The organism is Pseudomonas sp. TE31087 (genome assembly GCF_057284075.1).
The window spans coordinates 1,130,351-1,143,386 of record NZ_JBXVNN010000001.1 but is presented as its reverse complement, the minus strand read 5'-3'; the positions used below and the strand labels follow the sequence as shown (position 1 = coordinate 1,143,386).

The window sequence follows — 13,036 nt, the reverse complement described above, 5'->3', positions numbered from 1 at the left end:
TCAGATGAAGAAATCCAGGCGGAAATACACCGGGCGTTCCTTGTCGGTCAGCACGTCGGGGCGTTCCAGGCTGTGGGCGAAGGTCACGCTGGCGGCCATGTGCTGGCCACGGGCGAACAACTCCAGCGAATGGCTGCTGGCACGGCCGTGGTACTCGCCGTTGTAGCGATCGTTGCGGATCACACCGAGGTCGTAGCCCAGGCCCAGACCGTACTCGGCCACCAGCGGCTGCAGCAGCGGCCAGTTCACCGGGCGGGTCCAGCGCAGGTCGTTGCGCCAGTAGCCACCGCTGTCGCCGGACAACGACTGGTCCTTCAGCCCGCGCACCGACGACAGCCCGCCAAGGCTGATGCGCTGCGGGCTGAACAGCACGTCCTCGCTGCGCTGGCCGGTGGCCAGGCTGCTGAAGCTCAGGCGCTCGCCGAAGAGCTGGAAACCCTGCACGTAGCTGAGCGTGGCGCTGTACTTGCGGTAGCGCGCCACCGGCTGGCCCGGGCGTGGATGGCCATTGTCCTGGGCATCGAAGGCGCCGATGCCCTCCTGGGTGCCCAGGTCGAGGTTGACGAAGGCATTGCCCAGGCGCCGGCCATGGTTGATGCCGAACTGCGCCTCGCTCAGGCGGTTGCTGCTGCCGGCCAGGCGGCTGTCCTCGATGTAGTTGTTGGTGCGCAGGTGGGCCATGCCGGCATTGAGCGAGGTCTTGCTGGTGGCGTCGCGGTGCACCACGCGCTCGGCGCGCAGCTGGTGGTTCTGGCTGTCGCCGGTCTGCTTGAAGGCAAAGCCGTTGGCCTGGGCCAGGGAGCGGTATTCGCTCTCGCTGTAGCTGTAGGTGAAGTTCCACCAGCCCCACGGCAGGTTGTAGAACAGCACGCCATTCTTCGAGCCCTGGGTGTGGTCGCTGACCACGTCGTGGCCGCCGCGCAGCATCAGCTGGTCGGCCAGGCCCAGCGGGCTGTCCCATTCCAGACCGAGGTTGAGCATCTGCTCGCCGGTGCTGCGCTGGCCTTCGTTGTTGCGCGACAGCGAGGCGCGCCAGGGTTTCTGCTGGGTGTTGCGCACCAGCACTTCGCTGCCGCCGACGGCCTTGCCCGGGGTCAGCTCCATCTGCGCCTTGTTCGACGGCAGGCGGTTGAGCTGGTCGACCATCTGCTCGATCTCGTGCAGGTTCAGGCGCTGGTCGATATCGCCGGGGAAGGCCATGGCCAGCTCACGGTCGCTCAGGCCGCTGGCCGGGTCCGGGCGCAACCCTTCCAGGCGCCCTTCCACCACCAGTACCTGCAGATGGCCCGAGGACAGGTCCTGCTGCGGCAGGTAGGCGCGGCTGGTGACCAGGCCGCGACCCAGGTAATGGTCGGTGATGGCCTTGAGCAAGGCATTGAGCTGGGTGACACCCAGGCACTGGTCGATAAAGGGCTTGAGCAGGCGGTCGCGGTCGGCGGCGGACAGGCTGTCGGCGCCCTTGAGCTCGATGGTGTGGATGGTGAAGCAGCGGCTGTCGGACGCCGGTTGCGACTCACCGGGTTCGGCGGCCTTGCCGGGCAGGTTGCGCAGCTCTTCGAGGCGGCGCTGCTGCTCTTCGAGCAGACGGTCCTGGCGGTCGCGGATCAGGTCCTGGTCGCCGGGTGAAACGGCCCAGGCCGCAGGGCAGCACAGCAGGCCGACAAGCGCACAGAGGGCCGTTTTGCGCCCTGAAACTAGACGTCCCGCCATGACCAATCCCTGGTGAACAGTGCAAAGTGGCGGGCATACTATTTTGACATCATATTAGCGTCAATTTGCCATCATTGAGTTTTTTGTAACACAGCTCTGCGTATTGAATGAAAGCATTGAGATAGAGCTGTTGCGCTACAGAGAAAAAATTTCGCCCTGTCGCCGTGAACCACGTGGAGCTGCCGTGCAGCTCCACGACTTGGGCCTTACGGCATCACTGGTGGCACATACTGCAAGGTCGTGCCCAGCGCCCACAGCAGCACCAGCACCAGCGGCACATGCACCAGCAACTGCACGAACGAGAAGCCGATCAGGTCGCGCGCCTTGAGCCCCAGCACCCCCAGCAGCGGCAGCATGTAGAACGGGTTGATCAGGTTCGGCAGCGCCTCGGCGGCGTTGTAGATCTGCACCGCCCAGCCCAGGTGATACTGCAGGTCGTTGGCCACCAGCATCACGTAGGGCGCCTCGATGATCCATTTGCCGCCGCCGGACGGAATGAAGAAACCGAGCACCGCCGAGTACACGCCCATCAGCAGCGCGTAGGTGTCATGGGTGGCGATCTGGGTGAAGAACACCGAGATATGGTGGGCCAGGGTCTGGGCGTCCGCGCCCTTGACCTGGGTGAGGATGGCGGCGATCGAGCCGTACAGCGGGAACTGGATCAGCACCCCGGTGGTGGTCGGCACGGCACGGGTCACCGCGTCGAGGAAGCTGCGCGGGCGCCAGTGCAGCAAGGCACCGAGCATGATGAACAGCAGGTTGTAGGTGTTCAGGCCAGAGATCGCGGTGATCGCAGGCTTGGTGGCGAACTCCTGGTACAGCCAGCCGGCGGCCAGGGCGACCAGCAGCAGGATCAGGATCGGGCTGTATTCCAACCACTCGCCCGGGCGGGTGCGCTGTGGCGACGGCGGCGCGCTGAAGCTCGGGTCGACGCCGCAGTCCTGCGCGCTGCGGGCGCTGTTCGGCCCCGGGGCGGTGGCATAGGCCACGACCAGCGAGACGACCACCAGCGCGGCAAGCATCACCCCGGACTGCCAGAGGAAGATGGTCTCGGTGAACGGGATCACCCCGGTGATCGACAGGATCGACGGCGGCAGGCTGGCCGGGTTGGCCTGCAGCTGCGCGGCCGACGACGACAGCCCCAGCGCCCACACCGCGCCCAGGCCCAGGTAGGCGGCGGCGCCGGCGGCGCGGTAGTCCATCTTCAGGTCGCTGCGCCGGGCCAGGGCGCGCACCAGCAGGCCGCCGAACACCAGCGACAGGCCCCAGTTGAGCAACGAGGCAAGCATCGAGATCAGCGCCACCCAGCACACCGCCGAGCGGCCGTTCTTCGGCAGCCGCGCCAGGCGGTCGATCAGCCGGGCGGCGGGCGGCGAGCTGGCCACCACATAGCCGCCGATGACCACGAAGGCCATCTGCATGGTGAACGGGATAAGGCTCCAGAAGCCGTCACCGAAGGCCTTGGCGGTGTCGGTGGGCTTGCCGCCCATGGCCAGGGCGCCGAGGGACACCAGCATCACCGCCAGGGCGGCGAACACCCAGGAGTCGGGGAACCAGCGTTCGGCCCAGTTGGAGCAGCGCAGGGCAAAGCGGGCGGAGCGGCTGTCTTGGATATCAGCGGCCACGATGTTTTCCTTTTTCTGATTTTTATAGGACTGAAACGGCGTCGCCCCATCGCGGGGCAAGCCCGCTCCCACGAGGGATGTGTGGTCCTTCGTGGGAGCGGGCTTGCCCCGCGATGGGGCGCTTGCAACGGTATTGCTTAGAAGGTCATTTCCTTCACATCGTCCGCCACGATCAGCTTGCCGGCGGTCTTCTCGATGACTTCCTCGACGCTCACGCCCGGGGCGGTCTCGCGCAGGATGAAGGCACCGTTTTCGATCTCAAGGTAGGCCAGGTCGGTGAGCACCTTGCGGATGCAGCCGGCGCCGGTCAGCGGCAGGCTGCACTTGGGCAGCAGCTTGGACTCGCCGTCCTTGGAGGCGTGGGTCATGGTGACGATGATGTTGTCGGCACCGGCCACCAGGTCCATGGCGCCGCCCATGCCCTTGACCAGCTTGCCGGGGATCATCCACGAGGCGATGTTGCCTTGCACGTCCACCTCGAAGGCGCCGAGCACGGTAAGGTCGACATGGCCGCCACGGATCATGGCGAAGGATTGCGCCGAATCGAAGATCGACGCGCCACGGCGGGCAGTGACGGTCTGCTTGCCGGCGTTGATCATGTCGGCGTCGATGGTGGCCTCGGTGGGGAACTCGCCCATGCCCAGCAGGCCGTTCTCCGACTGCAGCATCACTTCCATGCCTTCGGGTACGTAGTTGGCCACCAGGGTGGGGATGCCGATGCCGAGGTTGACGTAGTAGCCGTCCTTCAGTTCACGGGCGACGCGTTGCGCCATTTGTTCGCGGGTCAATGCCATGGTCAGGATCTCTTTGTTGTTCTTGAGGACGGCGCTCAGGCCTTGACGGTGCGCTTCTCGATGCGCTTCTCGAAGGTGCCGACGATGACCCGGTCGACATAGATGCCCGGGGTGTGGATCTCGCTGGGCAGCAGCACGCCGGGCTCGACGATCTCCTCGACCTCGACCACGGTGATCTTGCCGGCGGTGGCGGCCAGCGGGTTGAAGTTCTGCGCGGTGTTGCGGTACACCACGTTGCCATAGTGGTCGGCCTTCCAGCCCTTGACGATGGCGAAATCGCCGGTGATGGACGCTTCGAGGATGTACTTGCGACCGTTGAACTCGCGCACTTCCTTGCCTTCGGCGACCGGGGTGCCGTAGCCGGTGGCGGTGAAGAAGGCCGGGATGCCGGCGCCGCCGGCACGCATCTTCTCGGCCAGGGTGCCTTGCGGGGTGAGTTCCACTTCCAGTTCGCCGCTGAGCAGCTGGCGTTCAAACTCGGCGTTCTCGCCCACATACGAGGCGACCATCTTGCGGATCTGCCGGTCCTCGAGCAGCACGCCCAGGCCGAAGCCGTCGACGCCGCAGTTGTTGGACACCACGGTCAGGCCCTTGACGCCGCGACGCTTGATCTCGGCGATGAGGTTCTCGGGGATGCCGCACAGGCCAAAGCCGCCGGCCAGCACGGTCATGTCGTCGGTCAGGCCCGCCAGGGCCTCTTCATAAGTTGCTACACGCTTGTCCAGTCCGGCCATGCTCAGTCGCCTTTTGTAGTTGTTGGAACCGTACGGTCATCTTCACTGTAGTCGACTGATTTGTTAATTTTGTTTTCGTCATCGATTGATAACTTTTACAAAACAAAGGGCCCGTCCCATGAACGTCAAGCAGCTGCGCGCCTTCGTCACCGTGGCCAAGTACCAGAGCTTCGCCCAGGCCGGCGAGCACCTGCATGTATCGCAACCGGCCCTGAGCCTGACCATCAAGGCGCTGGAGGACAACCTCGGCGGCGCCCTGCTCACCCGCACTACCCGCAGCGTCAGCCTGACCCCCGAGGGCGAGGTGCTGTTGCCGCTTGCCCGACGCCTGCTGGCCGACTGGGACGACACCGAGGAGATGCTGCGCCAGCGTTTTACCCTGCAACTGGGGCGGGTCTCGGTGGCGGCCATGCCGGCCTTCGCCGGCAACCTGCTGCCGCAGTCGCTCAAGGTGTTTCGCCAGCGCTACCCCAAGGTCAACGTCACCGTGCACGATGTGATCAACGAGCAGGTGCTGGAACTGGTACGCCACCGTCGCGTCGAACTGGGCATCGGCTTCGAGCCCGAGAGCAGCGAGGCGCTGCGCTTCCACCCGCTGTACCTGGACCGCTTCGTCGCGGTGGTGCCCGCCGACTCGCCCCTCGCCCGCCAGCCCCAGGTGCGCTGGCCGCAGCTGCTGGCCGAGGACTTCATCGCCCTGCAACGGCCTTCCGCGGTGCGCCTGCTGCTGGAGCAGCACCTGGCCGCCAACCATGGCAAGCTGGCGGTGGCCTTCGAGAGCCACCAGCTGTCGACCATCGGCCGCATGGTCGCCAGCGGCCTGGGGGTCAGCGCGGTGCCGGCGCTGTGCATCGGCCAGATGCAGGAGCTCGGCGCCCGCTGCGTGCCGTTGGTCGAACCGACCGTGGAGCGGCGCATCGGCGTGATCGCCCTGAGCGATCACAAGCTGTCCAAGGCCGCCGAGGCGCTGCTCGATGTATTGCTGACCCATACCCATCCACAGGAGGTGACATGCGTTACGTGAATCTGGCGGGTTCCCGCGTTCCGGCCATCGGCCAGGGCACCTGGTACATGGGCGAGGACCCAGGCCGCAGGGCCGCCGAGGTGGCGGCGCTGCAACAGGGTATCGAACTGGGCCTGGGTCTGATCGACACCGCCGAGATGTACGCCGAGGGCGGTGCCGAGCGCGTGGTCGGCCAGGCCATCGCCGGGCGCCGCGACCAGGTGTTTTTGGTCAGCAAGGTCTATCCGCACAATGCCAGCCGGCGCGGTGTGCCGGCCGCCTGCGAACGCAGCCTCGAGCGCCTGGGCACCGACTGCATCGACCTGTTCCTGCTGCACTGGCGCGGCCAGTATCCGCTGGAGGAGACCGTCGAGGCCTTCGAGCGCCTCATCGAGCAGGGCAAGATCCGCCGCTGGGGCGTGTCCAACTTCGACCTCGACGACCTGCGCGAGCTCGACAACCCCGCCTGCGCCACCAACCAGGTGCTGTACAACCCGGCCGAGCGCGGCATCGAGTTCGACCTGCTGCCCTGGAGCCAGCAGCAGGGCCTGCCGACCATGGCCTACTGCCCGCTGGCCCAGGCCGGGCGCCTGCTGCGACATCCCGTGCTGGGCGATATCGCCGCACGCCATGGCGCCACGCCGGCCCAGGTGAGCCTGGCCTGGGTCACGCGCCAGGAGGGCGTGATCGCCATTCCCAAGGCCACCGACCCGGAGCATGTGCGCCTGAACGCGGCGGCGGCAGGGCTGATATTGAGCGAAGCAGACCTGCGGGCCATCGACCAGGCCTTCCCCGCGCCGACCTGCAAGCAACGCCTGGCAATGGTCTGAACCCCTACAGGGGCCGGCATGATCGACAACAAAGCAAGATCGTTCAAGCCGCCCCCGCGCCGCTCTGTCATGCTGGCCTGCCCTGTCGATTCGTTGTCGTTCCCATGTCCAGCCCACCGCTCGCCCGCAATGCCTTCCTTCACGGTGCCATCGCCATCCTGCCGCTGTCCCTGGCCGTCGCGCCCTGGGGCCTGCTGGCAGGCTCCATGGCCATCGAGGCCAACCTCAGCGCCTGGCAAGGCCAGGGCCTGTCGGCCATCGTCTTCGCCGGCGCCGCGCAGCTGGTGGCCATCGGCATGCTCAAGGGCGGCGCCAACCTGCTGTCGATCCTGCTCACCACCCTGCTGCTGACCTCGCAGCACCTGCTCTACGGGTTGTCCATGCGCCAGGTGATGTCCGGCTTGCCGACCCGCTGGCGCCTGGGCCTGGGCTTTCTGCTCACCGACGAGTTCTTCGCCCTGACCAGCCACCACGACCAGCAGCAGTTCAACCGCTGGTACGCCCTGGGCGTCGGCCTGACTTTCTATGTGGCCTGGAACCTGTTCACCCTGGCCGGCATCGTCCTCGGCCAGAACATCCCGCACCTGGACCAGCTGGGCCTGGACTTCTCCATCGTCGCCACCTTCGTCGCGCTGATCGCGCCGCTGGTGCGCAACCTGCCGACCGTGGTGTGCGTGGCGGTGTCGCTGTTCTGCTCGGTGCTGTTCAGCTACTGGCACTGGGAAACTGCCCTGGTGGTGGCAGGCTTGCTGGGCATGGCCGCTGGCTTTATCTGCCAGAAATTCTCCGGAGGCCGCTCATGATCTGGCTGCTGATCGTCGCCATGGGCGCGGTGGTGTTCCTCAACCGCTACGCCTTCCTTGAACCGCGCCTGCCGCTGCGCCTGAGCTCCAATGCGCGGCAGTTCCTCGGCTTCGCCGTGCCCGGCATGCTCACCGCGATCTGCGGGCCGATCATCTTCCTGCCCGGCCACCAGCTCGAGCTGAGCCTGCTGAACCCTTACCTGCTCGGCTCGCTGGTGGCGATCGCCCTGGTGCTGTTGACCCGCAGCGTGTTGCTGAGCATGCTGGCGAGCATGCTGATCTTCTTCCTCCTGCGCAGCTGGCTGGCATGACCACGCCCCTGCGCGAACAGGCCCACCTGTGGCAGGCGCCCGCCCTCGGCGACGTCGAGATGCTGCACGCCCGCTACATCCAGCAGCGCTTCGCCCCGCATGTGCACGAAGGCTATGTGTTCACCGTGATCGAATCCGGCGCCCAGCGCTTCTGGCACCGCGGCAGCGAGCACCTGGCGCCGGTGGGCAGCATGGTGCTGATCAATCCCGACGAGCTGCACACCGGTGCCACCGCCCACGAGGCCGGCTGGCGCTACCGTGGCTTCTACCCCGAACACGAGCGGGTCACCGGCGTGCTCGACGAACTGGAGCTGGGCCGCCACGGCCTGCCCCGGTTCAAGGACAGCGTGATCCAGGACCCGGCCCTGGCCGCCGCTTTCAGCCATCTGCACCAGTTGTCCGAGTCCTGCGCCAGCGCCCTGGAGCAACAGACCGCCTGGCGCCAGGCGGTGCTGGCGCTGGTGCAGCGCCACGGCCACTGCGCCGAGCCCGCCGCCCCCGGCAACGAGCCGCTGGCCGTGGCCCGTGCCCGCGAGCTGCTGGAGAGCCGGCTGGTCGAGCCGCCCTCGCTGGAAACCCTGGCGGCGGCGGTGAACCTGTCGCCGTTCCACTTCGCCCGGGTGTTCCGCCAGGCCACCGGCCTGCCGCCCCACGCCTGGCTCAAGCAGCGCCGCCTGGCCCGCGCCCGCGAGCTGTTACGCAGCGGCCTGCCGGCACTGGAGGTCGCCGTCACCCTGGGCTTCGCCGACCAGAGCCACCTCAGCCGCCAGTTCAAGCAGGCCTATGGGGTTACGCCGGGGGCCTATCGCCAGGCCTGTCTGGGCCTGTAGCTGCGCCCCGGTTCCAGGCGCCTGGCGTGATGCCGGTCATGCCGCGAAAGAACGCAATGAAGGCACTGTCGCTGGCGAAGCCCAGGTCGTCGGCGATGGCGCCCAGCGGCCGCTGCAACGCCAGCTGTTCCATTGCCCGCAACAACCGCCACTGCTGGCGCCATTGCTGATAGGACATGCCGGTATCCCGGCGCAGCAGGCGGCTGATGGTCTTCTCGCTGGCGCCAACCTGCCGCGCCAGTTCACCCAGCGCTGGCGGCAGGCGCTCGAGCCGCTCGACCAGCCCAACCAGGCGGCGATCGCCTGGCAGTGGCAGGAACATCGGCTGGCGCGGCGCCAGGCGCAATTCGCCCAGACACAGCGCCAGCAGGTGCACCTGGTCACCTCGGTCCCAGGCCGTGTCGAACGGCGCCTGGGCAATGCGTTCGAGCAGTTCGCGCAGCAACGGGTTGACGCTGATGATCGTCACGTCGTCGGGCAGCTCCACGTTGAGCACGGCGCTGAAATACAGCGAGCGGTAGTCTACCGTTTCGCGCATGCGCGCCCGATGCTCCAGCCCCGCCGGAATCCACGCAGCCTGGGTCGGTGGCAGCAGGCACAGGCGTCCGGGCGTCTGGATGCGCACGCAGCCCTGGCGGGTGAACAGCACCTGGCCGCGGCCATGGCGGTGGCGCCCCGAGTCGTGGTCGCCCAGAGCCGAGCAGATGCCCAGTACCGGCGCGTCGAAAGCATCGGGGTCGAAGTGGGTGTCGGGGGCTAACCAGGCCATGGCTGCAATTGTCCGATTTCAACGATAGAGCAACGGAATCGCGATAATAGCTCACGGCACAACGTCCCTACCATGAGCGCCCGTTTGTGCTGCAAGGCGTTCACTCCCATGCTTTCCCGTTCCTGGCTGGCCCTGGCCACCGCCCTGCTGATGTTTCCGCAAGTCGCCGAAACCCTCTACAGCCCTGCCCTGGTCTCCTTGGCCGAAGCATTCGCCGTCAGCGCTGCCCAGGCTTCGCTGACCCTGTCGCTGTACTTCGTCGCGTTTGCCGTCGGCGTGCTGGCCTGGGGGCGTGCCTGCGACCTGTGGGGGCGGCGCCCGGCCATGCTTGCCGGCCTGTCGCTCTATACCACCGCAGCACTGGCGGCGCTGCTGGCGGTCGACTTCAGCCAACTGCTGCTGGCGCGGATCGTGGCGGCCTTCGCGGCGGCGGTGGGCTCCGTGGTCACCCAGACCATCCTGCGCGATCGCCACGCCGGCCCTGAACTGGCCCGGGTGTTCTCGTTGATCGGCGTATGCCTGGCGCTCAGCCCGGCGCTCGGGCTGATCAGCGGCGCCTGGCTGGACCGGCTGTTCGGCTATCACGGTGTACTCGCCGGCCAGTTGCTGATGGCCGCGCTGCTGCTCGCCTGGACCTGGCGCGGCCTGCCCGAGACGCGCCCCGCCGCGCAGGCGACGCCCGCGCTCGGCCAGGTGCTGCGACGCCTGCTGCGCGACCGTCGCGTGCTGCTGGCCAGCGCCCTGGTGGCAGTGTTCAACATCAGCGTGTTCAGCTGGTACAGCCTGGCGCCGTTTGTTTTCGAGCGCCTCGGCGCCAGCCCGTGGATGGGCTACTCCGGCGCGGCGCTGGCGCTCGGCTCGCTGCTGGGCGCGCGACTCAATGCACGACTGTTGCAGCGCGGGGTGGCCACGGCGCGCCTGCTGCGCCTGGCGTGCCTGCTCGACCTGCTGGCGGCGCTGGCACTGCTGGGGCTGGGCGACAGCCTGTGGACGGTGCTGGCCATGGCCCTGGTGATGTTCGCCTTCGCCATGGCGATTCCGCTGGTGCTGGGCTCGGCGCTGGTCGACTACGCCGACTGCCGTGGCACGGCGGGCGCGTTGTTCGGCTTGTTCTACTACCTGCAGATTGGCGCGGGACTGCTGCTGGCGGGTGCCTGCCAGGCTATGGGGGCGACGCTGTTTGTCTGTGCGCTGGCGGGCTGGGCACTGGCCATCGGCTACGAGCAGCCTGGCCGGGCGCTGCTACACTCAAGGGGCTGAATGGAGGATCGCGTCATGTCCGAACGAGAAATCACCACGCTCCTGTCGCTGATGAGCCAGCGCCAGGCCTGCCTGAGCAGCGCCTGCAAGGAGATCGCCGACTGGATCGACCGCCAGGGCGACGTGCCCGCCGCCGGGAAGATCCGCGCCAGCCTCAAGGCGCTGGAGGCCGAGGATGCGCAGGTGCGCAAGACCCTGACCTCGCTGAACATCGAACGGCCGTTGCCACGTTTTCGTAGCTGACGGGCCGCTGGGGCTGCTTTGCAGCCCGTTCGCGGCACAAGGCCGCTCCTACAGGGGACTGCGATTTTCTCTGTAGGAGCGGCCTTGTGCCGCGAACGGGCGCAAAGCGCCCCCGATCCACGATCAGTGGTTCATATGCATATGGTCATGCCCACCGCCGGCCTCGGCGTTGAGCGCGCGCACCGGCGCCTGCACCTGCAAGGTTTCCTTCGCGCCCTTGGCATCGATGATGGTCAGGGTCAGCGGTACCTGCTCGCCTTCCTTCACCTGCTGGTTCAGGCCCATCAACATCACGTGGTAGCCATTGGGGTCCAGCTTGACGGGCTTGCCCGCCGGCAGCGCGATGGCATCGACCGGCCCCATCTTCATCACATCGCCGTTCATGACCATCTCATGCACCTGCACGTCCTTGGCCACGGGTGAGGCGACGCTCACCAGCTTGCTGTCGCTGCTGGCAGTCAGGGTCATGAAGGCGCCGGTCGATTGCTGGTGCGGTACGCTGGCGCGCACCCAGGCGTCGCTCACGGTGGTCTGGGCGAACGCCGGCAGGGTCATGCCCAGCAGGGCCAGGGCGGCCAGACCGCGTTTGATCGGTTGCATCGACATTCAGCAGATCTCCATCAGGGTGACCAGGTCCTCGGCACATTCCTTGGCGTTCAGGGAATGGCCCAGGCTCAGGCGCAGGGTGCCACGTGTGTCGTAGACGTAGCTGGTGGACGAGTGAGAGACAGTGTAGGTGTCGCCGGCCGGGACCTTTTCGTAGAACACCTTGAATTCCCGGGCCACCTCGGCGATTTCCTCGGGGGTACCGGTCAGGGCGACGATCGACGGGTCGAAGGCCTTGACGTAGGCATCGAGTATCTCGGGGCTGTCACGCTCCGGATCCAGGGTGATGAACACCGGCTGGAACAGGTCACGGTCACGGCCGCGCAGGATCTTGCGGATCTGCGCCACGCGCGCCATGGCGGTCGGGCAGACGGCCGGGCACTGGGTGAAGCCGAAGAAGATCATCGGCATCGAGCCGTAGAAGCTCGACAGGGTGCGCTCGTTGCCTTGAGTGTCCTTGAGCTTGAACTTGCGCCCGAGGATCTCGTTGCTCATGTTCTTGCCGTACTTGAAGTCCAGGCCCCGGGCCGGGTTGCAACCCGCCAGCAGGCCAAGCCCCAGTACGCCCATCCCGGCGACAACCGCGCGCCGGGTCAACAGATCATTCATGGAACCATCCTTTACAGGGAAGGTGCCGACCCCTGGGATGGGCCGGCCAGAAAACCGGGGCATTCTGTCACGCCACCCCTGCACCATCCACCCGATATCCGGCCGACCAGGCTGCAGCCCTTTGTTTACGGGGCGCGACCGGTTGTCGCAGGGGTTGAATCCGTAACACTTTGTTGCTAGGGATCAATGCACAACACCTGAAAACATCGCGGGGCAAGCCCGCTCCCACGCATTGATCCAGGCATGGCCCAGGCGTGGGAGCGGGCTTGCCCCGCGATGGCGTCACCACTGGCGATCAGTAGTACGCGTTTTCCTTCTGGCTGTGGTCGGTCACGTCACGCACGCCCTTGAGCTCCGGAATGCGTTCGAGCAGGGTGCGCTCGATGCCTTCCTTCAGCGTCACGTCGGCCTGGCCGCAGCCCTGGCAGCCGCCGCCGAACTGCAGCACGGCGATGCCGTCGTCGACCACGTCCACCAGGCTCACGGCGCCGCCGTGGCTGGCCAGGCCCGGGTTGATCTCGGTCTGCAGGTAGTAGTTGATACGCTCGTTGATTGGGCTGTCTTCGTTGACCATCGGTACCTTGGCGTTCGGCGCCTTGATGGTCAGCTGGCCGCCCATGCGGTCGGTGGCGTAGTCGACCAGCGCGTCCTCGAGGAACGGCACGCTGACTGCGTCGAGGTAGGCGGTGAAGCTCTTCAGGCCCACCGGCTGGTCGTCGGGTTTCTCCTCGCCAGGCTTGCAGTAGGCGATGCAGGTCTCGGCGTAGGTGGTACCCGGCTGGGTGATGAAGATACGGATGCCGATGCCAGGCGTGTTCTGCTTGGAGAGCAGATCGGCCAGGTAATCATGGGCGGCGTCGGTAATGGTTATAGCGCTCATGGAAGTTCCTCACAGACTTGCCGGCAGTG

15 protein-coding genes are annotated in these 13,036 nt (G+C 66.7%); 7 read left to right on the top strand and 8 right to left on the bottom strand.

Annotated elements, in window-relative coordinates; translation table 11 throughout:
- From ACZ899_RS05160 to ACZ899_RS05145, 4 genes are all read right to left on the bottom strand, one after another.
- Positions 1-1,710, bottom strand: a complete 1,710-nt coding sequence (locus ACZ899_RS05160) for a ShlB/FhaC/HecB family hemolysin secretion/activation protein (protein ID WP_485627414.1) — start codon at positions 1,708-1,710, stop codon at positions 1-3.
- A 206-nt stretch (positions 1,711-1,916) separates the two neighbouring features.
- Positions 1,917-3,335, bottom strand: a complete 1,419-nt coding sequence (locus ACZ899_RS05155) for a short-chain fatty acid transporter (RefSeq protein ID WP_062360297.1) — start codon at positions 3,333-3,335, stop codon at positions 1,917-1,919.
- A gap of 137 nt (positions 3,336-3,472) precedes the next feature.
- Positions 3,473-4,129 (bottom strand): CoA transferase subunit B, encoded by a 657-nt coding sequence (locus ACZ899_RS05150; protein ID WP_234563036.1) that lies wholly within the window; start codon positions 4,127-4,129, stop codon positions 3,473-3,475.
- Positions 4,130-4,164: 35 nt separating this feature from the next.
- Positions 4,165-4,863: a CoA transferase subunit A gene (locus tag ACZ899_RS05145; protein WP_050705130.1), complete on the bottom strand. Its 699-nt coding sequence runs from the start codon at positions 4,861-4,863 to the stop codon at positions 4,165-4,167.
- Positions 4,864-4,981: 118 nt separating this feature from the next.
- Here ACZ899_RS05145 and ACZ899_RS05140 point away from each other — a divergent pair, with 118 nt between their 5' ends.
- The 5 genes from ACZ899_RS05140 (at position 4,982) to ACZ899_RS05120 (ending at position 8,640) form a co-directional block, all read left to right on the top strand.
- Positions 4,982-5,887: a LysR family transcriptional regulator gene (locus tag ACZ899_RS05140; RefSeq protein ID WP_050705129.1), complete on the top strand. Its 906-nt coding sequence runs from the start codon at positions 4,982-4,984 to the stop codon at positions 5,885-5,887.
- On the top strand, positions 5,875-6,696 hold the full coding sequence (locus tag ACZ899_RS05135; RefSeq protein WP_234563035.1) for an aldo/keto reductase: 822 nt from the start codon (positions 5,875-5,877) through the stop codon (positions 6,694-6,696). Before ACZ899_RS05140 ends, ACZ899_RS05135 begins: the two co-directional genes overlap by 13 nt.
- Before the next feature lie 104 nt (positions 6,697-6,800).
- Positions 6,801-7,499 (top strand): AzlC family ABC transporter permease, encoded by a 699-nt coding sequence (locus ACZ899_RS05130; protein WP_234563034.1) that lies wholly within the window; start codon positions 6,801-6,803, stop codon positions 7,497-7,499.
- Entirely contained in the window at positions 7,496-7,810 is a 315-nt protein-coding gene (locus ACZ899_RS05125) for an AzlD domain-containing protein (RefSeq protein ID WP_234563033.1), read from the top strand. The genes ACZ899_RS05130 and ACZ899_RS05125 overlap by 4 nt, the downstream gene beginning before the upstream one ends.
- Positions 7,807-8,640, top strand: a complete 834-nt coding sequence (locus ACZ899_RS05120; RefSeq protein WP_203646252.1) for an AraC family transcriptional regulator — start codon at positions 7,807-7,809, stop codon at positions 8,638-8,640. Before ACZ899_RS05125 ends, ACZ899_RS05120 begins: the two co-directional genes overlap by 4 nt.
- Here the strand turns inward: ACZ899_RS05120 and ACZ899_RS05115 are convergent.
- Positions 8,600-9,409, bottom strand: a complete 810-nt coding sequence (locus tag ACZ899_RS05115) for an AraC family transcriptional regulator (RefSeq protein WP_203646251.1) — start codon at positions 9,407-9,409, stop codon at positions 8,600-8,602. The genes ACZ899_RS05120 and ACZ899_RS05115 overlap by 41 nt on opposite strands.
- Before the next feature lie 108 nt (positions 9,410-9,517).
- Between ACZ899_RS05115 and ACZ899_RS05110 the strand changes: the two genes are divergently transcribed.
- Both ACZ899_RS05110 and ACZ899_RS05105 read left to right on the top strand, forming a co-directional pair.
- Positions 9,518-10,669, top strand: a complete 1,152-nt coding sequence (locus tag ACZ899_RS05110) for an MFS transporter (RefSeq protein WP_203646250.1) — start codon at positions 9,518-9,520, stop codon at positions 10,667-10,669.
- A 15-nt stretch (positions 10,670-10,684) separates the two neighbouring features.
- The gene (locus ACZ899_RS05105; RefSeq protein WP_023630605.1) at positions 10,685-10,912 is read left to right on the top strand and encodes a hypothetical protein; all 228 of its coding nucleotides are present in this window, start codon (positions 10,685-10,687) and stop codon (positions 10,910-10,912) included.
- A gap of 123 nt (positions 10,913-11,035) precedes the next feature.
- Here ACZ899_RS05105 and ACZ899_RS05100 read toward each other — a convergent pair whose 3' ends face one another.
- From ACZ899_RS05100 to nfuA, 3 genes are all read right to left on the bottom strand, one after another.
- Positions 11,036-11,518 (bottom strand): copper chaperone PCu(A)C, encoded by a 483-nt coding sequence (locus tag ACZ899_RS05100; protein WP_234563032.1) that lies wholly within the window; start codon positions 11,516-11,518, stop codon positions 11,036-11,038.
- On the bottom strand, positions 11,519-12,127 hold the full coding sequence (locus ACZ899_RS05095; protein WP_203646248.1) for an SCO family protein: 609 nt from the start codon (positions 12,125-12,127) through the stop codon (positions 11,519-11,521).
- A 295-nt stretch (positions 12,128-12,422) separates the two neighbouring features.
- Entirely contained in the window at positions 12,423-13,007 is a 585-nt protein-coding gene (gene nfuA, locus ACZ899_RS05090; protein ID WP_023630602.1) for a Fe-S biogenesis protein NfuA, read from the bottom strand.
- Between the last annotated feature and the right edge of the window lie 29 nt (positions 13,008-13,036).